Genomic DNA, 21,850 nt, shown 5'->3' on the forward strand with positions numbered 1-21,850 from the left:
ACTGATTATTCAGCCAAGGCTTTTTCGATGTCTTGCTCAATATCTTCGGGTTTGGTTGTTGGCGCATAACGGTTGATCACTTCTCCTTTTTTATTGATCAAGAATTTCGTGAAATTCCATTTAATGCCATTCCCCAAAATACCTTTACTGTTATTGGTTAAATAACGGAAAATCACATGTGCTTCCGGTCCCTTTACATTCACTTTTGCGAACATAGGAAATGAAACACCATAGTTACGCTGGCAGTAACTGCCAATTTGTTCATTGGTACCCGGATCTTGCCCACCAAATTGGTTGCAAGGAAAACCTAGAACTTCAAGTCCCTGATCTTTATATTTTTCATAAAGTTTTTCTAATCCTGCAAACTGTGGAGTGAAACCACATTTACTTGCAGTATTGACAATCAATAAAACTTTTCCTTCGAAATCTGAAAAAGATTTATTTTCACCCTCTAACAACTCAGCCTCGAACTGATAAATGTTGGTCATGGATACGTTTCCTCATCGCCTTTTTCTTGTGATTTTAGTTCTAAAGAAGCGGAATTTACGCAATAGCGTAAGCCCGTCGGTTGTGGTCCATCTTCAAACACATGTCCCAAATGTGCATCGCAATGATGGCATATAATTTCAACACGATCCATCCCATGAGAGTGATCATCTTGTTCTTCTATAACACTATTATTAATCGGCTTAAAAAAACTTGGCCATCCGCAACCACTGTCGTATTTGGTGTCTGAGTTGAATAATTCTGTACCACAGCATCGACAAACATAGGTTCCATGCTGTTTGGTATTCCAATATTTGCCTGTAAAAGGAGCCTCTGTGCCCTTTTGTCGGGTAATTCTAAATTCCTCAGGTGATAACTCTCTTTGCCATTCTCGGTCTGTTTTATTGAGTTTTCCCATCATTAAACTCCTTTAAATCTTTGACATTCAATGTCATGCTTCAGTACTTCCATATTTACGCTAGAGCTTGGAAAAATTCTAGCTAAATTTCAACATAGATTGTGATATTTCAGTAATCTATATTTTTAACTCAGAATAATTGGATAAGATTATGTCCGTTTTAGGTAACACAACCCCACGCGAAATCAAAAAATCGTCAAAGCTAGAGCATGTTTGCTACGACATTCGTGGACCAGTGTTACGAGCGGCCAATGAGATGGAAGAAACCGGTCACAAAATTATTAAGCTGAATATTGGAAATCCCGCCCCGTTCGGCTTTGAAGCCCCTCAAGAAATTATCAACGATGTGGCTTTAAACTTACCAAATGCTGTAGGCTATACCGACTCAAAGGGTATTTTCCCTGCCCGCAAGGCCATTTGTCAGTATTACCAGCAGAAAGGCATTCTGGACTTACATGTCAAAGATGTCTATATCGGTAACGGTGTGTCTGAACTGATCGTGATGGCAATGCAGGGCTTATTGGATGATGGCGATGAAATGCTGGTTCCTATGCCTGATTATCCATTATGGACAGCCGCAGTAAATCTTTCTGGCGGTACTGCGATCCATTATAAGTGTGATGATCAAAACTATTGGTATCCAGATATTGCCGACATGGAAAGTAAAATCACGCCCAATACCCGTGGGATTGTGGTCATTAACCCGAATAACCCGACAGGCTCAGTCTATCCGCGCCATGTATTGGAACAAATTGTTGCACTGGCTAAAAAATATGATTTGATTTTATTTGCTGACGAGATTTACGACAAAATCGTCTATGACGGCATCGAACACGTCTCTGTCGCTGCTCTGGCAGGAAATCAGTTATGTATTTCTTTCAATGGTTTATCCAAAGCATATCGTATTGCAGGTTACCGTTCAGGTTGGATGGCAATTACAGGTGATAAATCACGTGCTGCAGATTATATTGAAGGTTTAGACATGCTTGCGTCGATGCGCCTGTGTGCCAACCATCAAGCACAATATGCGATTCAAACGGCTTTGGGAGGTTATCAGTCAATTAATGACTTGATTCGCCCTGGTGGTCGTTTGTACGAACAGCGTAATATTGCATGGGAAATGTTGAATGACATTCCAGGGGTATCTTGTGTAAAACCTGAAGGCGCAATGTACTGTTTCCCTAAACTTGACCCAGAAATTTATCCAATCGAAGATGATGAAAAATTCATGTTAGATTTCTTGAAAGCTGAAAAAGTTTTACTGGTACAAGGTACAGGTTTTAACTGGCCTACGCCTGATCATTTCCGTGTGGTTTTCCTGCCTGCTGAAAACGAATTGCGTGAGGCCATGAACCGTTTAAGCCGTTTTCTGGCTAAAATGCGTTAATTATCTCCAATCTTAAACATATCCAAAGGCATTCATTTTTGAATGCCTTTTTTTAATAGATCAAGATGTCTTAAAACAACACTGTTGCCGATATATTGCACAATCTACTCATCGAATGCTGAAAAATCATGCTGACGGTGACTTTATCTCGTTTTAAGAGTATGCAACTATAAATTTGAATGATTATTTAGAAAGTTGCATTTTTAAATAAGTATGGGCAACACCCCAATATTTATATAGATTTAAAACTGGCATAAAAAATGCTTATGATCAGAACAAAGACTGAAAAGGAAGACTTATGAAAAAGACGGTTACTGCACTTGCGCTTGCAATTGGCATGATTTTGCCCTTTAGTAGCTATGCAAAAAATAATGTCGTTGTCGTTGCAACAGGTGGAACAATCGCTGGAGCAGGTGCAAGCTCGACCAACAGTGCAACCTATACTGCGGCAAAAGTTCCCGTGGACGATTTACTCAATGCTGTTCCACAAATCCAGAACCTTGCCAATGTGACTGGTGTACAGGCTTTACAGGTCGCTTCTGAAAGCATTACCGATAAAGAACTGTTGACCATCGCGCGTAAAGTCAATGAATTGGTCAAAAAACCTGATGTAAATGGTGTCGTCATTACACATGGAACAGATACATTAGAAGAAACTGCATATTTTCTCAGTCTCACAGTTCATACGGATAAGCCGATTGTCGTAGTTGGCTCTATGCGTCCACCTTCAGCACTCTCTGCGGATGGTCCTTTGAACCTTTATAGTGCTGTTGCATTGGCTGCTTCCGACACTGCCAAAGGAAAAGGCGTTTTTGTGCTGATGAATGATGATATTTTTGCAGCACGAGATGTGACCAAAGCAATCAATATCCATACCGATGCATTTGCAAGTCAATGGGGTGCGTTAGGAACTTTAGTTGAAGGTAAGCCATATTGGTTTAGAAATGTAGCTAAACGTTTCAACAACAGTTCTGAATTCAATATTGAAAATATTCAAGGTGATAGCCTGCCTCTTGTACAAATTGTCTATGGTTCTGGCAATATGCTTCCAGATGCATATCTGGCTTATGCAAAAGCTGGAGCTAAAGCAATTATTCATGCAGGAACAGGAAATGGTTCTGTTGCGAATTATATTGTGCCAACATTGAACCAACTTCAACAACAAGGTGTACAGATCATTCGCTCATCACGTGTTCCACAAGGCTTTATTTTACGTAATGCCGAACAGCCGGATGATAAATACGGTTGGGTTGTAGCACATGATTTAAACCCACAGAAAGCCAAGCTTTTAGCAGCATTGGCGCTTACAAAAACTAAAGATCCAAAAGAAATCCAGCGTATGTTCTGGGAATATTAATTCTTTAGTTTAAATACTTGCCGCATATTGAGATGTTTAGCATCGCCAATATGTGGCATTTTTGATGATGATTGTTAAAATAAATATTGAGCAAAAACCACAACAACATTTTGGTGAAAATAATGAAAATACAGCTGATGGCATTCCTCATAATTTCAGGTTGTTGTCTTTCGATCCCATATGCCAATGTCCCTTTTAAAAAAGTATCCGAGTGTAATAGCGATTATTTTAATGGCAATTATTGCTCTAAAGCCAATGTGGCCAAATATAAAACTGCACTTAAAGGCATGAAGGCTAATTTTGATAAAAAATACATCCTGTTGAATACAGGCACTTCTGACTCACTGGAAATGATTGCATTGGATACCCAAACCGGTATTGCCTACCCACTCAATTATCAATTTACCGGATGGGAAGATAACCAAGGCGATGTGAAAAAGAAACCATCTTATACATTTTCCTTAAACGACCCAAAACTGTGTTTGATGGGGTCGCAATTTGATGGTGATCATCCGGGTACCCATGAAACTTATAGCAATATCCGAAACTGTTTTAGCATTAAAAAAGAGCGTTCATTTACATCTTTTGATTCTACTTATACGGACAAAGTTCAATATCAGTATGATGATAAAAAAAAGACCTGGACTCCCGATGTAAATTAGTCAATTTAACAACCTTGGTTCATACCAATATATATACTCATTCCCAACTTGAATAATCATTTAAGATGAAGTACTTCTGTGAATTCATCTTGGTTGCATCACGACTGAATGATCTTATCTGCTCAATCAGCTTAACCACAGTGTCAATCAATCCCGCATCTTTTATTTTAGCCCATTGTGCTAGTTTATCATTTGCATAAGATTGTCAGACAAAATAAATCCGTGATGTCCTGTAAAGCATAAAACTTGTCCCAAACTCCAATTCTGAGCCTATACGATTCACCCTAGGATAAAAAAATGACAGAATTTAGTTGAATACAATGAACAAAATACTCCCTAAATTTTCATTATTGAGTAAGTTTTCTGGAAAGAGTTTGCTTTTGGGACAAGCTTTGCTTGATCAAGCTGTTAAATATTCAACTTTACCATTTTCAGATGCAGACATCATTCACCCTCGAGTAGATGATAAATTTTATTCCTGGACTCACTATGGAATTTTCTTTCCCTTATTGCCTGAACCACATCGCTACTTAAATATTATGATTTTTATCGGTACGCCAGGTGTTTTGGCTTTTGATCATGACGCGATTACCCATGGAGATCCTCGACGATCTGCTACCCTCTTTTCCAGTACAGCAGCCTTGGAACGGCATTTACTCAAAGCCTATATGATTCCACAAGAAACGCATATTTCTGATTCAGATAATCTGATAGCTTTAGGAGAAGAAGTCACAATTTCTGGTCAATTGCCTTATATTCATCTGCAAGGACATTATTGTGGACTAGATTTTGAATTCGATTTAAATGTTTCCGATCATGCGTCATGGTTCGTAAAATCATCGGTTTACGATCATTTTAGTCTTTTAAGCCGCTTTAAAGGAAAATTAGAATATCAAGGTGAATGTACGCTTACAGAAGGATTATGCACGTATGAATATGCCCGTGCAGTCGGTCCATATAATCTTTCAAAAACATTACTTAAGGAGCACAATAAAATTCCTTTAACATTCTTTACCTATCAAATCATTAATTTGGACAGTACAACACAATTACTGTTAACCAAAGTTGATGTGCTTGGAAAAGCTGCTGCGTATACCTTACATATACGACATACTGATCGCCCTGCTGAAGTGTATACACGCGTAGAATTTAAAGTGATCGCACATGATGTCGACGACTATGTTGCTCCAGACGGCCATAAGATGAGATTACCACGTCTATTTAGTTGGACAGTTCATAATGATGTAGATGAACTTGTATTAGAGATTACTGCTGAAATTGACAGTCCTTATCGTTATGGTCACGGTCGCGGCTATGCCAGTGCCTACAATTTTGCAGGGCAATATCTAGAGCATGCCGTAGAAGGGCGTGGTTATATTGAATATGTTGATATGGTCGATCAGAATAGTTTTAATGATTGATTGTATTTATTTCAAAGATTTGAGTTTGCCCTGACTGCCACAACTATATTGTAGTTAAAAAAAGAGGCTTCTGCCTCTTTTTGAATACCATCAAATTATAAAATTGAATTAAACAGGCTGTGTTAATTCTGTCATTGGCCAGCGCGGTGTTGTGGTCACAGCCAATCCATCCTGTTGTCCCGCTTTTAGACGCTGATAACCAGCGAATGCGATCATGGCGCCATTATCCGTACATAAAGCAGGCTCAGCATAGTAAACGGTTGCTTTCACTTTAACCAAGTCTGCTTCTAACCGCTCTCTTAGGCGCTTATTTGCACTTACGCCACCGGCAATCACCAAGCTTTTCATACCAGTGTGTTTAAGTGCTTTTAGGGATTTTTTGACCAAAGTATCCACCAAAGCCTCTTGGAACGATGCTGCAATATCCGCATGATGGTGTTCAGTATTTGCATGTACAGTTTCAAGTTTTTTGAGTTGCACTGAAACCGCAGTTTTTAGACCACTGAATGAAAAATCCAGTCCCTGATGTAACATGGGCCGTGGAAATTCAAATGCTTCTTTACTGCCTTGTTCAGCTAATTTTGAAATGTTTGGTCCACCTGGATACGGCAATTTCAACATTTTCGCAACTTTGTCAAAAGCCTCACCGGCAGCATCGTCGATCGACTCACCTAAAATTTCATACTGACCAATTCCATGCGCAGCCATCAATTGGGTATGCCCACCCGAGACCAATAAAGCAACAAATGGAAATTCTGGAGGATTTTCTGATAATAATGGTGCCAGCATATGTCCTTCCATATGATGCACACCAATCGCAGGTTTATTTAAAGCAAAAGCCAAGGTTCGACCAAACAAAGCGCCTGTCATCAACGCCCCCATTAAGCCTGGTCCCCGCGTATAAGCCACCGCATCAATCTCGGACTTTTTCACATTACTCTGCTCAAGCAGCTGATTAATCAAAGGAATTAATTTTCTCACATGGTCGCGAGATGCCAACTCAGGAACCACACCACCATATTCAGCATGCAATTTAATTTGACTGTATAGCACTTGTCCTCTTAAGCCGACTTCACTGTCATAAAGTGCCAAACCTGTTTCATCACATGAAGTTTCTAAGCCAAGAACGATCATTAAATTGCCTTTTACCTATTTCAAAATATTGCCAAAGCTATTATAGACTTGTGATATGAGATGTAAATGAGTAAAATACTGACCTTCACTTGTGATCTAGGGTAATTCGACCCTGATCTTATCCATAACTTAATGAGGATTCTTCATGCCACAAGTTAAATTGAAAGAAGGCGAACCAGTTGACGTAGCTATCCGTCGCTTCAAACGTTCATGCGAAAAAGCGGGTGTTTTAGCAGACGTTCGTAAACGTGAATTCTACGAGAAACCAACTCAAGAACGTAAACGTAAAAAAGCTGCTGCTGTTAAACGCTACCAAAAGAAATTGGCGCGTGAATCAGTACGTACAACTCGCCTTTACTAAGATTAATTTGTGATTGATTGACTCAACCTGGAAAATATAATGACTACTTTAAAAAACCAAATAACTGATGTTTTGAAAGCAACAATGCGTGCTAAAGAAATGGATAAGTTAACGGTAATTCGTAGTCTACAGGCAGCAATCAAGCAAATCGAAGTCGATGAGCGCATAGAGCTTGACGATAGTCAAGTTCTTGCGGTCATTGAAAAGCAAATCAAACAACGTAAAGAATCGGTCAAAGCCTTTGAAGGCGCAGGCCGTGAAGATTTAGCTAGTAAAGAACAAGCCGAAATTGAAGTTTTATCTCAATTTCTACCTGAAGCTATGTCAGAGGACGAGCTTGATTCTCTCATTGCGCAGACAATTGAAGCGCAAGGTGCAACTAGCATGAAAGATATGGGTAAGGTGATGAATTCTCTACGTCCGATCATAGCCGGACGTGCCGATCCTGCACAAGTTTCCGCTAAAATTAAAGCAAAACTTGGTTAATCCCCTATCACTTCTTAACTGTTTGATTTGGTCTATTTAATCAAATTATTTTGCAATGAAATAATCACAGATTGAATAGTCCAAATAATCACTTCTCAAATCATCTCAGTTCAACGTTCAATTCGATAATGGCAAATGTCTCTGAAACTGCCATCAACTGGATTCTTTACAGAGTCATATTCAATATTTTTCAGTAAAAACCCGTTCTTTTCACACAACCTTCGTGCCGGCAAGTTTTCAGCATCGACATATGCATTTAAAACAACAAAGTTCCATTTTGAAAATAAGGTATGGATAAATAATCTCAATGCTTGGGTCATATAACCTTTTTGCTTGAATTTTGCATTTCCCCAAAAACCAATCGATGCGGTATTGAGCTGCCAATCAATATTATGAATATCCATCACACCCAAAAAATCATTTGAGGTATTTAAACGAATAATAAATACAAAGTTTTCTTGGTTTAACAATGCAATCAGGCGTGATTGACAAAAAGCTTTCGACGCCTGCAAATTCGGTTCTTCCAGCGCCCAGACCAAGCTTGCAGGAAACTTCCTCAGTTCGGTCAACGTATTTTGTATTGCAGAAAATAAATCATGTGCATCAGAGGTTTGAATAATTTGCAGCACGATTTGATCATTTTCAATTTTAAACTGCATCATCTCCATAGGCTCGTGTTTCCCAGATACAATTTGATCAAGCGCGAATCTATTTTAAATCACATTGAATATTATACTTGTAAAGTAACTGCATTTCTGGGGATGCCATCACTTTATCAATCACTTGCTGTTTAGTCATCGACTGCACTGACAAAGGTAAATGCTGTCGACTTTCATCCGTTGTTTTATACATATCGTTCACATATTTCTGAACGATCGAACAGAATTGGGCTTTTTGTTGCTCATTAAATTGAGTCAGTTTAGGATCTAAACTACGCAAAAAAAACTTCATATCAGCATTATACTGGGCAGAAATACGCTCTACTTCACGGACATATTGTTCTGGCACTGCTGCCGATAGACTATGTGTAAATAGTAAAATGCTTAAAGCAATTAGAATTTTCTTCATGTGAATCAAATACTTTATTATACATTCTCAATATTTGAAGCTTAACCTGTTCATGACAGAATAGAAAGTAAATTTTCTTTAATGTCTCTGTTTAAAACAGAGAATAGGATTAAATCTTCATTTTTCTCTCATCTTGCATCACTTTAAGCCGTGTATCAATGCGGGCACTCATTGCATTGTTGTCTTTAGCAAGACGCTTGGCATGTAAAAGTGATTTAATTGCATTTTCTTCATCACCGGTCCAGTACTGAGCTTCTGCCCTATTTCTTAAAACATTTACGGTACGCATCGGATTTTGTTTGTCTAAATTCGCTGCCTGCTGTAACAGCTGCCAGCCAATAATATCTTTATTGTTTTTACTGACAAATCGATTAACCAATTGTTCAACATCTTTCGGCTTATTTTGTCTTAAATACACTTCAGCCAATTTATAACTTAATGCCCGATTTTCAGGTGTAATACGCTGTTTCGAGATAATGCTTTGATAAGCATCATCAATTTTATTTTTTCCCAAATAAATATTGGTTTGAATTAAACTGACCAAAGTATGATCCGGGTTGATTTGTTTGGCTAAATTCAGCTGAGCTTGAGCATTGTCATAATCGCCTTGAAGCAAATAAAACTCACTTAATGCCAGCAAACCTGGAAAATTATTTTTTCGTGCAAAAGCCATTAACTGACGATCATTGGCTTGTCCAGAAACCACCAAGGTGTACCATTTGATGATATCAAATTCTTGTTGCGAGCTATGTGTTGTGACTTTAGGAAATTGATTTGCTCTTAATCTCGCCTCACTCATCCGCTCTGTGGTTAACGGGTGCGTTAGCCAAAAATCAGGTAAAAAACTGAGCTGACTGGTTGCTCGATGCATGATTTCAAAGAAGTCAGCCATACTTTCTGGATCATAACCCGCACCATACATGAATTGCATACCGATACGATCAGCTTCGCGTTCTTGGTTACGGCTGTAACTCAATTGCTTGTCCATGAGTGCCGCTTGTGTACCCATCATCACCGCACCGCCGACATCACCATCTGCCTTGGAAGCCAATGCTGCCCCTACAATAATACCTGCGAGTGCCAATAATCCCTGCCCTTTAAATGCTTCTTGCGAGCGACTGAAATGACGTTGGGTAACATGAGCTATTTCATGTCCCATCACACTGGCAACTTCATCGATATTGTTTGATGCGGTGACCATTCCGGTATTGAGCGCAAATAAACCACCCGGAACAGCAAAAGCATTAATTTGTGAATCTTTGATAAGCACCAAGCCGACAGGTTGTCCAAGTTGGGTCTGGCTAAGAATTCTGGAGAAAACCATCATAAACTGGTCTTCCAACCATGGGTCATGGAGTACAGGCATCTGCTGTTGAACTTGACGATATACTTTTTCACCAATGGTTTTTTCTTTTTGTTGATCGATAAACCCTACCCCCCCACCAATTTCAGGAACATCAAATTGCCCCCCATTTTGATGTTGGGTAAATGTCTCTGCTGAGCTGATTGAAATGCTCAAACATAAACACAAGCTGAGTAAGGTCTTGTTCAATAGATCGGCTCAATAATCTTAGAGTTTTCAATATAACATTGAATTTAGAACGAATTTGCAATGAAGTGTTATATTGTTTTAACTTTACTTTACATCTTAATTGAAGTGTTCATTCACCAAATATTTTGGCGTATTGCCCGCCATGGCATCAATCAGATTGTGATAAGCCAATTGGGCCATTTTTTTACGGGTTTCTGCAGTTGCCGAACCAACATGTGGCAACGTCACCACATTTTCAAGCTGAAATAGGGGTGACTCAGCCAGAGGCTCTTTCTGATAAACATCCAGTCCTGCAGCAAAAATTTGTTGATTGGTCAAAGCTTCAATCAGCGCCTGTTCATCGACAACAGAACCACGAGAAATATTAATAAATATCGCATGCTTCTGCATAAGTTTTAGTTCATCTGCACCGATTAGCGCTTGAGACTGCTGATTTAAATCAACTGCGGTTACTACAAAATCAGACTGCTGAAGTAAATCTTCAAGACTTTTGTACTGTGCATTGAATTGCTGAGCGACTTCCATTTTTTCACGGCGGTTATGATATAAAATATTCATATTAAAACCATAAAAAGCTCGACGGGCAATCGCGGCACCAATATGTCCCAAACCAATGATCCCTAAAGTCTGACCAAAAATATCTTGACCGAATTGATCCGCACTGACGGTGCGTTTCCATGATCCCTGCTTGGTCCACCGATCCAAAGACGGTACCTTTCTTGCTGCACTCATCAATAGTGTAAAAGCTAAATCTGCGGTTGTTTCTGTCAGTACATGGGGGGTATTCGCCAACCATATTTTCTGTTGGTTTAAATAGGCGAGATCATAATTGTCATAACCCACACTGACTGAAGATATAACTTTTAACTGCTGTGCCGGTGCTAGATTTGATTCATTCAGTACACGTCCTGCACCAATCATAGCATCAGCGTCAACCACTTCATTTCTAATCTGTTGATTGATGTCACCCTGTTTCGGGTCTAAAACAGCCACCTTAAATTGATCATTTAAAAGTGACAGAATTTCTGAATCGATTTGACTAAAAACTACGACTTTTTGTTTCATCTAGATCAAACTCCCTTTCAGCACAACCATTTTATGGGATTAAAGTATTTATTTTTGCATCATTTGCCATAATTTACGTTTTAGCAAAGGTTCTTTCAGCATTTCATCCAAACTCGACAGCACCATAATATCCTGCTGTTCAAAATGAGTAATTTGTCCCAGACTAATCACTTTGCGCTCTGCTCTCAATGCGTCGATAAAACCTTGAATATAAAGGTTTACCCCCCGACCATCTTGATACTGCGGCAAAGGGAAAGGCCATTTTAATTCATAAGCATGTCCACTGACTGCACGTTGAATATTATTCCACAAGGTCAAATGTTCAGCATTCAAGTCAGTTGTTTCAACCAATAATAGGCAATTCTCAATCGCAAAGGCTTGAATTTCAAATGGCGGCAGCACCAATACGGATTCTGTCTCAAAATGAGTTTGTTGCTGAATGTGCTGTGATATTGAAACTTCTTCTGTCTGCTGAGTAGCAGGATTACGCTTGAGTAAAGTGACTTCAGAGATTTGAGTCTTTTCAGTGGTCAGGATCGATGTCTTTTTCGCTAGATCAGCATCAATAGGTGTGGATGATAGATCTTTAAACTCAATCGGTTGATGTATGACAGGATGTGAAGGTTCAATATCGCGATATAAAGCACTTTGATAATGGCGTGTCTGTACATCGACCTTGCTAATCCACAGATCAATTCCCATTACAGCCAAAATGCTACGCTGATGTTCTGATACATTCACATTCATTACAGATTCAATATTTTTCATACACCCTATATTCTAGCGATGTTTGTTTTTTTTGTCGCATCAATCCACACTAAAAAGCGGATAAATTAGGCTTCAGGAATAGAATAAAACAGCAAATACTCATCCACCACCATGAATAACATCCTTCAGCTAAAGTGAAGTGACTAAAATGCCGTATTTTGCTGTGAGATACATCCCTTGACGAATGATGTCGGTGCCATTGGCATGGTGAACTTTGAGCTCTTGGGTAAGTACATCAAATTGCAAAGCATCATAACAATCTTGATGCTGACAAAGCCAATTTAAGGTATCTACAAGATGTTCATCAACAATATAGCTTTCAGCCAAGAAATCTTTTGACATATCAGATAGGAATCAGAAAATTGATGCTATTGTAACGCATCTAACACAACTTTGATCAGTCAAATAAACCCGAGATATATTTGCTTTGCGATCACCAAGAAAATATTCAAATCATGAGTTCTATTATTATGCTTTTTTAGGATCACCATACTGATTCCATAAAATCATCATATGGTGATATTTCGCTAGAGTTTAAGAAAACTAATGGTGAGCTCCGCATTTACGGCACTCTTTAACCACAATATTTTGACCAATTTCATATTCAAAACTGTGGATACACAATAATTTTCTGATTTTTTGCAACATTATCAAACTCCTTTTTAGAAATCCTACCTCATTCGAAGTTTCATCCCGAAACATCTCTGTCTTTGCAAGACATGTGTTATGTTTATCATATTAAAAAGTTGCTACGTAATTTTTTTTATTCACCTTTAGTCGTAGATCCTTATTTTTCTGTTGAAATTTTCAAATCATGATAATCCACCTAAATACTTGTTTTATATTGCTTTAAAAAAGAAAAAATAGTTGAAAAAAAGATGGTTTTTAAGCTTGATTTAATCTGACTTTTATATAGGATGAAATCATAGCTTTTTCTATTTGCCTCTATTTTTAATTTAGAAAGCTTTTGAAAAAACCAAAATTTAAGCCTATCAACAAGATCATAAAGGAATTTTTCATGCAAGGACGTATGATGCAACAACCGTTGCTAATCAGCAGCTTGATTGAACATGCTGCACGTTATCATGGTGATACCGCAATAATTTCTAAAAATACCGATGGTACAATCACCAAGACAGATTGGACACATGTTACTGAAAGCGCAAAACGATTTGCCAATGCACTGAAACATCTTGGGCTTGATTCAGGAGATCGTGTGGCAACAATTGCGTGGAACAATCATCGCCATCTAGAATCATGGTACGCAATTTCAGGTAGCGGACTCGTCTGCCACACCATTAATCCTCGACTTTTTCCTGAACAACTGATTTTTATTATCAATGATGCCCAGGATAAGGTGGTGTTATTTGATAAGACTTTCCTTCCCTTAATTCGTGCTGTTAAAGCACACACGCCAAATGTTCAACATTTTGTCTATCTTGGTGCTTTCGACCAAGATGTTGCAGATGCGCTTCCAGACGCCAAATTTTACGACGTACTCATCGCTGAAAATGCGGGAGATTATGAATGGCCAAACTTTGAGGAAAATACTGCAAGTTCATTATGCTATACCTCTGGTACTACAGGTCATCCTAAAGGTGCTTTGTATAGCCATCGTTCGACGATTTTACATACCTATGCAATCTCGTTGCCTGATTCTTTGAATTTATCAGCCAAAGACATAATGTTACCCGTAGTTCCCATGTTCCATGTCAATGCATGGGGAACACCTTATGCAGCGGCAATGGTGGGTTGTACCCTGATTCTACCTGGTCCAGGTTTGGATGGTGCGAGTTTGGTGCAGATGATCGATGATTATAAAGTCAGTATTGCATTGGGTGTGCCAACTATTTGGCAAGGTTTACTTGCTGCTGCAAAACAATCAGGAAGCACGCTGGAAAGCCTTAAACGAAATGTTGTAGGCGGTTCAGCATGCCCTCCTGCCATGATGAAAGCTTTTAGAGACATTTATCAGTGTGAAACGATTCATGCTTGGGGAATGACAGAAATGAGTCCTCTTGGCACTGGCAATCAACTCAAGGCCAAACATCAAAATCTAAGTGCTGAAGAGCAATTTAAAATCCGACTTTCTCAGGGTCGTCCACCTTTCGGAGTAGACTTGCGTATTACCGATGAGGAAAATGGCGTACATGAAGTTGCTCGTGATGGGCATACCACGGGTAACTTGCAGGTAAAAGGACATTGGATTATTGAATCTTATTATGGAAAATCCGAAAACGCGTTAAGTGCGGATGGCTGGTTTGACACAGGTGATATTGCGACAATCAATGAAGATGGTTATCTCATTTTAAGTGACCGCGCCAAAGACTTGATCAAATCTGGAGGTGAATGGATTTCTTCGGTTGAACTTGAAAATATTGCCATGAACCATCCTGAGATTGCGATGGCCGCGGTGATTGCTGCAAATCATCCAAAATGGGATGAACGCCCAGTGGTGATTGCGATCAAACATCAAGGTGCTCAAATTACAGAGCAAGATTTACTTGCTTATTATTCAGATAAGATCGCCAAATGGCAAATTCCAGACAAAGTGGTATTCGTAGAATCTATTCCGCTAACAGGTACCGGTAAAATGTTGAAACGTGATTTACGCGAACAATATGCTGATGTCTTATTAGCAGATTAACTCGAGTAACGTATTGATTAAAGAATTCAAACAGCCTAAAACATCCCATCGCTCGTTGGGATGTTTTATTTTATCGAAATTTTGAAATATTTTTAGATCAATAAAGTTAAATGATTTGAGCAGATTGTACTTGTCTAACATTCTTTTTGATCTTCTGATTTTCATCAACATCAAAACACAGTAGGAATGTTTCACCGGGAAAGACCACATTTTCCTGTAATACTTTTGCGGTCTGTACGATTGTCTCAATATCCACTTTGTTAAACCCTTTCTTCAGACTGAAACCTAGAATATAACAAGGGATATGCTTAAGATGCTGCACTTGCTTTTGCACCAACCAGACCTGTTGAATACCGGTATATTTTCTAAGTTGCTGTAATAAATCTTCCAATTCTTCAAGGGTCAATCCATGTGGTATAAAATGATCTCTGAAACTCACCTCCTGACGCTCGCTCATTGCCATCTGTTCAAGCTCGACGCGATCCAGCATGCGTCTTTGATATTTTTCAGCTTCAGCAGCAAAATCCTGCGCTAGATAAAACTGATACAGCATTTCATAGACTTGCACTTGATAGAATTCATTCATTTGTGCTGATCTTTCTAAAATAGCACATCCGGATTGATCTTTTCGCTCTAACAAAAGACGTCCATAGATATAGTTGGCCAGGGCATTTTCTTGATCTTCCTCATAGAGTTCTCTCATTAAATCAAATGCAATATCAGGTTGATGCAAAACGGTATCGGTGAGCTCTACATGTGTAAATCTTTCTTCAGTAGATAGTTTTTCACCTCGTGCTAACTTTTCATTCAATTGCTTCAAATATTCTTTTTGCTGTTGGATATGTTGATGGTGCTGCTGCCAAACGCCCAAAACATTGTTCTGCCATTGATGATCAAACGTGGCCGTTATTTTTGCCAGCTGATCCCCCAGAAGTAAATCGGCTGTATGTCCTTTTTCAGCAAATACCAATTGAGCCGTTTGACCAATTGCCTCCAAGCGATCCATTAAAGAAGGATGTGTATCCTCCAAACTGGTTTGTAATTTTAAAGACTGATCCAACCATTTCTTGGTTTTATTCGGCTCAGAAAATTCAATCAGCTGATTGACGTAACCGAGATAGGGAGAAATTATGGGTTTGGGCATATTTTCAGCATGCTTAAAGATGGCTGGCCAAAACTCCTCACTTAAATAACATCCTACGACATTTACCGTAGTCAAGGTTTGTGCCACAGTTTCAGCAGATGTCAATTGCACAGAAATTTTATCAGCTTCGTATTCATTTGCACGGGCAACAGGAAAAGAGAAAGAGGCAAAATATGGCACAAACATTTTAAAGAACGGTCTAAAAATAATATCTATCCGACTGGCATTTTGCTCTACAAGTTGATAAAGCTGCGCCCATCGAATCCTTTGACGATAAATCCAGTTTGCTGTTTTGGCATGATTTTTAGATAAATGCCCGAATTCATGTGCCAGCACTGAAGTAAGCTGTGCAACGGATAAGGATTGCATCAACGGTAAACCAATTATCAAATAATTTTCATACCACCCAAATAGACCGAGTCGAGGCGTCTGAACGACCGCTGCATTAAAATCATCTGTAATAAGTACATGATGAAATGAAGGTGAATTTAATTTTAGACTTAATTCATCAATGATTTTAAATAACTCAGGCGCGTCTTTCGCCTGAATAGAGATGCCTTGGGGCTTTTCTACACTAATCCAGAGTGATTTAACAATCACATACAGAAATATTGCAACAGGAATAATGATCTTTATTGCAAAAGCCTTTAAAACCAAAATTGACAGACAGGCTAAAATCAATAAAACCACCAAAAGCACAACACCAAATGCTATATATAAGTTTCCCAACCATGCCAGTATTTTTACTTTTCGGTGGTAAGCCTTGGGATTTTTACGTAATTCTTGCTCAAGTCGAGTCATCCTTTCCTGACTGTACATTGTTATTGTCCTTATATTCTTTTCATGATTAGATTCTTTTATATCAATGACCTGATTATGTTTCAATTGATTAAATCGAAAAAACTCAGAAATTAAAATCTAATATCAACTTATTCAGCTTAATAAAATGATAATTAAAAAAGTATCTCTATAGGCTCTATCGCTCAAGATCTAGATGCATAATCAGCCAAAGAAGCCATTATTGAACTTTCAAAAATACGACACCAAAATAATCAATCGACTTTGCAAGCTGATGTTTTGAAGAAAAAGGAAATAAAACTGCGGGTGCAAGAAAAGGCTGAACCGTAGGGAAGACGGTCCAAGTGACTCAATAAAAAACCAACATATACATATCCATTTAAATCTAGTGTAAAAATACGTACAACAATCATCGCTTTGAAAATTTTATTAGATTTTCTCAAATAGAAAGCCCAAATATTCGATATTTGGGCTTTCTATTTCACAGATTAAATTTCGAAAAATCCAAGTCCGGTTAAAACGATAACGATGATCAAATTAGAAACGCCAATGGTAGAACAAATCGATCGCTTTTTCCAAAGACTGACTTGCTTCCAAGTACAGACGTTTATTCATTTGATAACGTAAAGTCAATTTATTCACGGGAGTAAATACGCCAACGCCATAACGGATATATAGGTCTGGCGTAATATATCCCGTTAAACTCACCTGAGTATCATCACCTGTCCCCTGCGCATCAAAAGACAAACCACTCAGACCAAACGTTCTTCCAATCTGATTGGTAAATGCGCGGGTTCCGCCTAAGCCTAGACTGATTCCTGCTGCAGCAATGGTATTGTTTACATCAGACTTAAAGCCTTCTGCATTACTTAATCCGCTTGAACCTTCATTGATACGTCCTGTGATCAGCGCATTCATGGCTTCTTGATCTGATAGTCCAGCATCATTATAAACCTGGATATTTGGACTTGAAGCTGTTCCAGTCACACGCAAACCGACCGTACTTCCCGAAATACTCTTGTTGGTATCCACATCCAAGGTTGGATTCGACAAAGGACCATTAAAACGCGCGATCGCCCGGTTTAAATCAAGACGTTGACCATAGGCTTCCACAGTCACTTTTTGACTGACACCAATCGCACCATTGGCACGCATTGCCGTCTCCAAACCACGCTGTGAAAGGTACAAACGCCCGACTAAAGGAATACGGCTGTTAAAACCTTGGAAAATGACTTTATCCCCCAAGTTCACTGAAACATCAGCACGGATTGCCCATGGCTGAGCCGCCTTGAGTAACGCAAGCTGATTTTGTCCTTCTTTTACGATACGGACATCGGGTGATACATTGACCACGGTTGCACTTGATTCCGGCATTGAAATCAGTGCTTGTGGTACATCCACTTTACCTTTCACTGTTAATTTTTTACTTAACGGCAAAGCATCAAGTTCCATATCCGTATCAACAATTGCAGTGATTAAAGGGGCTTGGCGAATCAATAATTTGTCACCAGTCAAACGCATTTGCACATGTGGATCATTTTTCCAATCCACACTGCCTGAAATCTTACCAACCCCACGACCACTGTTAAAAGCACCATTGATTGTGGCAACATCTTGGCGAATTGAAGTATAAAGCTGAATATTATTTAAGTTGACTGGTAGTGAAATCATGCTGATTTCACCATTCTTCAAACGCATTTCACCATCGAATAACGGTTGTGTCAGCGTACCATTGATCTTACCTGCCAGTGATAATGTTCCATCCAATTTGCGTACATCTGCAATAAATGGTTTTAAAATTTTCAATTGAACTTCATTAAAAGCAACCTCCCCACGCATCGGTTTAGCGTCGACATAGGGATTGACTACAACGCTCGCATATCCTGTTCCCACGTTCGGTGCTTTCAAATCAGTACGCAATAACAAGCCATCTTTGATGCTTTTCACTACAATACTGGCTTCATCATAGTTCATTGATGTTGATGGATCATTTGGATCTTCTGCTGCAATACCAATCTGTCCATTCCGTGTCACCAATTTGGCATCCAATTTAGGTTGCTGACCTTGTGTCCATGACGCTTTTGCATAACCGTTTAGCTTACCTGTGAGGGCTAAACCTTCTGGCATAAATGCAGCAAAGTCATTTAAGTCTAAGTTTTTAGTGACAAATGAAACATTGCCATGCTTTTGACTCGCACGAACGGGTTGATCAAAACATAATTGACTTTGTTGACTCAACCAACAATGCTGTCCGACATATAGCTCTGATTTAGCTGCATTGAAAATAACCGGTGCATGTTGCTGTTGCAATAAATGCGCTCGCACCGAGTCGAACTCACCTTTTTGAACCTGACCCAGCCAATCATTTTGAGCATTGAACCCACCAGCAAACTGCACATAAAACTTTGAATAATAGTTCCATGCTTGTAATTGTAATAGATGGGCTTTACGGGTTCCTGACAGTGTAATGCCTGCGTGCTGAATCTCTCGATTGCCACTACGCAAGGTTTCCATTTGTGCAACCATTTTAGATGGTACAGTTTCCGATGTTGGTAACTCACCTTTTAAGCTTAATTTCTTGATGCTTAAACTGTCATTCAGTCTGAAATCATCCACTGCGAGATTGGCTGTCGCACTTAAACGCGGCTGTGCTTGTAAATTTAAATAACCATGCGCTGTACCACGCAACCCCGGGTAAAGCTCATATAATGCAGGTGCATTCAATTTTAGTCTCAAATTCTGCGCATTTCCGGATGCTTGAACCTGATTGCTTGCATAAGATAAAAATAGATTATTTGCTTCAAATTGTTGAGGCATCAACCCCTTGAGGTCAGAGTTAAGCACGACTGCTAAATTGCCTTTTCCTCGCAATGGCTTATTGTTAATCATGCCTGCAAGATTCAATTGCTGAATATTGATTTTCTTTAAACGATCTGACCAATTACCTTGAGTTTTAACATTGCCTGAAACTTCTCCACGAATTGAAGACACAAAATATTGAGGTTTAAATCGCACCAAAGAGGCATTGATATCCCAGCCCACACCATTGCTGATATGGACTAAACCATTGGCTAGAATTTTCCCGGCAACACCATCATGTTGAAGTTCAGAAATTTTAATCAGCTCAGGTGTTCCTGCAACACGAATTTTGAGCAAACCACTGCCTTGCTTCATTTGTGACGCATTTAAAGCACCATCATAATTCACAGCAAAACCTTTAAATGCCCCACCAGCTTTCGCATCATTGAAAATTATTGCTGCTGTGCTTTTACCGGTTAACTGAATGGTTTCTGCTTTGGCTTGGTTGGCAATACGTCCCGTTAAATTAATCGCCTCCAAATTAATCAACTGTTGATTTGGTTTCGCATAACCATTGGCTTTGATTTGCCCATTTAAGAGATCCACTGGTGCAGTGGCAACAATACTCTGTGGATTAAAATCTTTTGCGTTGAGCAGTGCATTCCACTTCAATTGACGTTTTTCAGTTGGTAATTCAACCACAGCATTTCCAGATAAACTGCCTTTGGTCGCAACATATTCAAATGCAGGAATATGTAGATCATTGCCTTTTAGGTCGACCTGAGCATTATATTTACCTGCTGGCAAACTGCCTTTTTCATGTTGACGAACAACAGTCGCAACATGAATATTTTGCTGACCTTCTACAAGTGCAACATTGACTTGCCCCTGCTCACTGCTCAACCAGCCTACATAAGGCACCGCCCGATCGATGTTATTCCAATTTACTCCCAATAGCATTGGTTCGGGTTTTTTGCCTTTTTGTTCAGCTTGATCAAGCTTAACCTTCCATGATTCGTATTTATCAAAATCAAGATTGGCTGTTAAATGCATACCCTGCTTTAACTGACCCACCGACGCAATTTTTGCATCCAATGAGGCTGGCAGAAAATCCTGAATCGCCTGAGGTATCACTTTATCTTTTGGATTAAGTCGGTCTAAACGCCCTTGGATATCCCAATGTACTACATCATGCCAACCCACTAAACCGGTAAGGTTGACCGCCCCGCCCATCAACTGACCATTTATATTGTTGATATTCAGTTGATTAACCAAATCAGTATGTGCCAGAGCCGTGTATTGCCCTTGTGGAATATTTTTACCACTGATGTCGGTGTTGAGCTCTAGATTCAGACCTTTTACATCGCCTTGAAATTTAGCTATACCATTTTTAGATAAAAGTTGTTGGTCTAGCATCAATGGCCAATGATAATCTTTAAATATCAGTGCACCGTTCATTGGAACGTCATGCTGCATTGGGTGAATGACTGCCCAACCTGTCAACAAATCCGGGGTTTTCGTCGCCACTCCTGCTTTAATGGTGGCTAAAGAACCACGGGCGTGCACGTAGATATCTTCAACATTTAAACTTTTTAACGAAGGAAGACGAAGAATAGCTTTGGCGTTAAGTGGATAATCACCTTGTTTAAAATCCATGTTTCCAGTGGCATCTTTGACCGATAAATAGCCCATGTCCATTTTTGAATTTTCAAACTTCAGTGCAGTTCCAGACCACAACGCATTTTCCAAATAAATATCATTGATATCTACTTTTGAAGAACTGGTCTGGAATTGCAAATGATCCACGTCAGCCTTGTCTAAACGCAAAACAAATGGCAATTTAATTTCACTGAATTTAAAAGGTTCATCGCTTGGCGGACTCTTACTGATAATGATTAAATTATTGACATCCGCATGACTCAGATGGATTTCTTTATCTAAAATTGCCCGCCACCCTAAAGAAATATCAGCACGATCAATTTTGACATCCACTGCACTTAAGGTAACCAAGACATTTTTAAGAATGATCCCTTGCAGCAAGTTTCCACTTTCATATTGATAAGCAATGATTTTTTGACTTGCAGCAACACGGTCCAGTAAAAACTTACTGCCTTTATCGGTACTAAACATTACAGCCAAAGCAGCAATCAATAAAATAATGACCAGAAGTAAAGACATCAGAATATTACGTAATAAATTACGTTTCTTCGGCATCAATTCCTGCTTGGGTTGATCATTTTGCTGTTCATTTTGAACATCTTGATGTTCTTCATCAGCCATAATATTTCCAGTAATTC

18 protein-coding genes are annotated in these 21,850 nt (G+C 39.1%); 7 read left to right on the plus strand and 11 right to left on the minus strand.

Going from position 1 to position 21,850, the window contains the following annotated elements:
- Positions 1–5: 5 nt before the first annotated feature.
- A complete protein-coding gene (locus IMO47_RS03935) occupies positions 6–488 on the minus strand; it encodes a glutathione peroxidase (RefSeq protein ID WP_196076895.1) in 483 nt (160 codons plus the stop codon).
- Positions 485–904 carry a peptide-methionine (R)-S-oxide reductase MsrB gene (gene msrB, locus IMO47_RS03940; protein ID WP_196076896.1) on the minus strand — a complete coding sequence of 140 codons (420 nt, stop codon included), beginning with the start codon at positions 902–904 and terminating at the stop codon, positions 485–487. Before msrB ends, IMO47_RS03935 begins: the two co-directional genes overlap by 4 nt.
- A gap of 151 nt (positions 905–1,055) precedes the next feature.
- On the opposite strand from msrB, the gene IMO47_RS03945 reads away from it, so the two are divergent.
- The 4 genes from IMO47_RS03945 (at position 1,056) to IMO47_RS03960 (ending at position 5,731) form a co-directional block, all read left to right on the plus strand.
- Positions 1,056–2,291: a pyridoxal phosphate-dependent aminotransferase gene (locus tag IMO47_RS03945; protein WP_196076897.1), complete on the plus strand. Its 1,236-nt coding sequence runs from the start codon at positions 1,056–1,058 to the stop codon at positions 2,289–2,291.
- A 298-nt stretch (positions 2,292–2,589) separates the two neighbouring features.
- Positions 2,590–3,648: an asparaginase gene (locus tag IMO47_RS03950; protein ID WP_196076898.1), complete on the plus strand. Its 1,059-nt coding sequence runs from the start codon at positions 2,590–2,592 to the stop codon at positions 3,646–3,648.
- 122 nt (positions 3,649–3,770) lie between these two features.
- Complete coding sequence (locus IMO47_RS03955; protein WP_196076899.1) at positions 3,771–4,310, plus strand: hypothetical protein; 540 nt, start codon at positions 3,771–3,773, stop codon at positions 4,308–4,310.
- A 320-nt stretch (positions 4,311–4,630) separates the two neighbouring features.
- The gene (locus IMO47_RS03960; RefSeq protein ID WP_196076900.1) at positions 4,631–5,731 is read left to right on the plus strand and encodes a DUF6670 family protein; all 1,101 of its coding nucleotides are present in this window, start codon (positions 4,631–4,633) and stop codon (positions 5,729–5,731) included.
- Between the two features lie 108 nt (positions 5,732–5,839).
- On the opposite strand, the gene tsaD is transcribed toward IMO47_RS03960, so the two are convergent.
- Positions 5,840–6,865 carry a tRNA (adenosine(37)-N6)-threonylcarbamoyltransferase complex transferase subunit TsaD gene (tsaD, locus tag IMO47_RS03965; protein WP_196076901.1) on the minus strand — a complete coding sequence of 342 codons (1,026 nt, stop codon included), beginning with the start codon at positions 6,863–6,865 and terminating at the stop codon, positions 5,840–5,842.
- A gap of 145 nt (positions 6,866–7,010) precedes the next feature.
- Between tsaD and rpsU the strand changes: the two genes are divergently transcribed.
- The gene (gene rpsU / locus IMO47_RS03970; protein ID WP_001136722.1) at positions 7,011–7,226 is read left to right on the plus strand and encodes a 30S ribosomal protein S21; all 216 of its coding nucleotides are present in this window, start codon (positions 7,011–7,013) and stop codon (positions 7,224–7,226) included.
- Between the two features lie 39 nt (positions 7,227–7,265).
- Complete coding sequence (locus IMO47_RS03975) at positions 7,266–7,712, plus strand: GatB/YqeY domain-containing protein (RefSeq protein ID WP_196076902.1); 447 nt, start codon at positions 7,266–7,268, stop codon at positions 7,710–7,712.
- 110 nt (positions 7,713–7,822) lie between these two features.
- Here IMO47_RS03975 and IMO47_RS03980 read toward each other — a convergent pair whose 3' ends face one another.
- The 6 genes from IMO47_RS03980 to IMO47_RS04005 form a co-directional block, all read right to left on the minus strand.
- Entirely contained in the window at positions 7,823–8,374 is a 552-nt protein-coding gene (locus IMO47_RS03980; protein WP_227552290.1) for a GNAT family protein, read from the minus strand.
- Between the two features lie 46 nt (positions 8,375–8,420).
- Positions 8,421–8,780, minus strand: coding sequence for a hypothetical protein (locus IMO47_RS03985; RefSeq protein ID WP_196076904.1), 360 nt, complete (start codon positions 8,778–8,780; stop codon positions 8,421–8,423).
- Between the two features lie 109 nt (positions 8,781–8,889).
- Positions 8,890–10,299 carry a M48 family metalloprotease gene (locus tag IMO47_RS03990; RefSeq protein ID WP_227552289.1) on the minus strand — a complete coding sequence of 470 codons (1,410 nt, stop codon included), beginning with the start codon at positions 10,297–10,299 and terminating at the stop codon, positions 8,890–8,892.
- Positions 10,300–10,428: 129 nt separating this feature from the next.
- Complete coding sequence (locus IMO47_RS03995) at positions 10,429–11,397, minus strand: D-glycerate dehydrogenase (RefSeq protein ID WP_196076906.1); 969 nt, start codon at positions 11,395–11,397, stop codon at positions 10,429–10,431.
- Positions 11,398–11,445: 48 nt separating this feature from the next.
- A complete protein-coding gene (locus IMO47_RS04000; RefSeq protein WP_196076907.1) occupies positions 11,446–12,165 on the minus strand; it encodes a hypothetical protein in 720 nt (239 codons plus the stop codon).
- A 129-nt stretch (positions 12,166–12,294) separates the two neighbouring features.
- Positions 12,295–12,507, minus strand: a complete 213-nt coding sequence (locus IMO47_RS04005) for a hypothetical protein (RefSeq protein ID WP_196076908.1) — start codon at positions 12,505–12,507, stop codon at positions 12,295–12,297.
- A 676-nt stretch (positions 12,508–13,183) separates the two neighbouring features.
- Between IMO47_RS04005 and IMO47_RS04010 the strand changes: the two genes are divergently transcribed.
- Positions 13,184–14,812 (plus strand): long-chain-fatty-acid--CoA ligase, encoded by a 1,629-nt coding sequence (locus IMO47_RS04010; RefSeq protein ID WP_196076909.1) that lies wholly within the window; start codon positions 13,184–13,186, stop codon positions 14,810–14,812.
- A 106-nt stretch (positions 14,813–14,918) separates the two neighbouring features.
- Here the strand turns inward: IMO47_RS04010 and IMO47_RS04015 are convergent, their stop codons facing one another.
- A complete protein-coding gene (locus IMO47_RS04015) occupies positions 14,919–16,775 on the minus strand; it encodes a M48 family metallopeptidase (protein WP_196076910.1) in 1,857 nt (618 codons plus the stop codon).
- A 516-nt stretch (positions 16,776–17,291) separates the two neighbouring features.
- The gene (locus tag IMO47_RS04020; protein WP_196076911.1) at positions 17,292–21,833 is read right to left on the minus strand and encodes a translocation/assembly module TamB domain-containing protein; all 4,542 of its coding nucleotides are present in this window, start codon (positions 21,831–21,833) and stop codon (positions 17,292–17,294) included.
- Positions 21,834–21,850 lie beyond the last annotated feature (17 nt).

Source organism: Acinetobacter sp. Res13-Abat-PEC15-P4-01 (assembly GCF_015676285.1).
Lineage (GTDB): Bacteria > Pseudomonadota > Gammaproteobacteria > Pseudomonadales > Moraxellaceae > Acinetobacter > Acinetobacter nematophilus.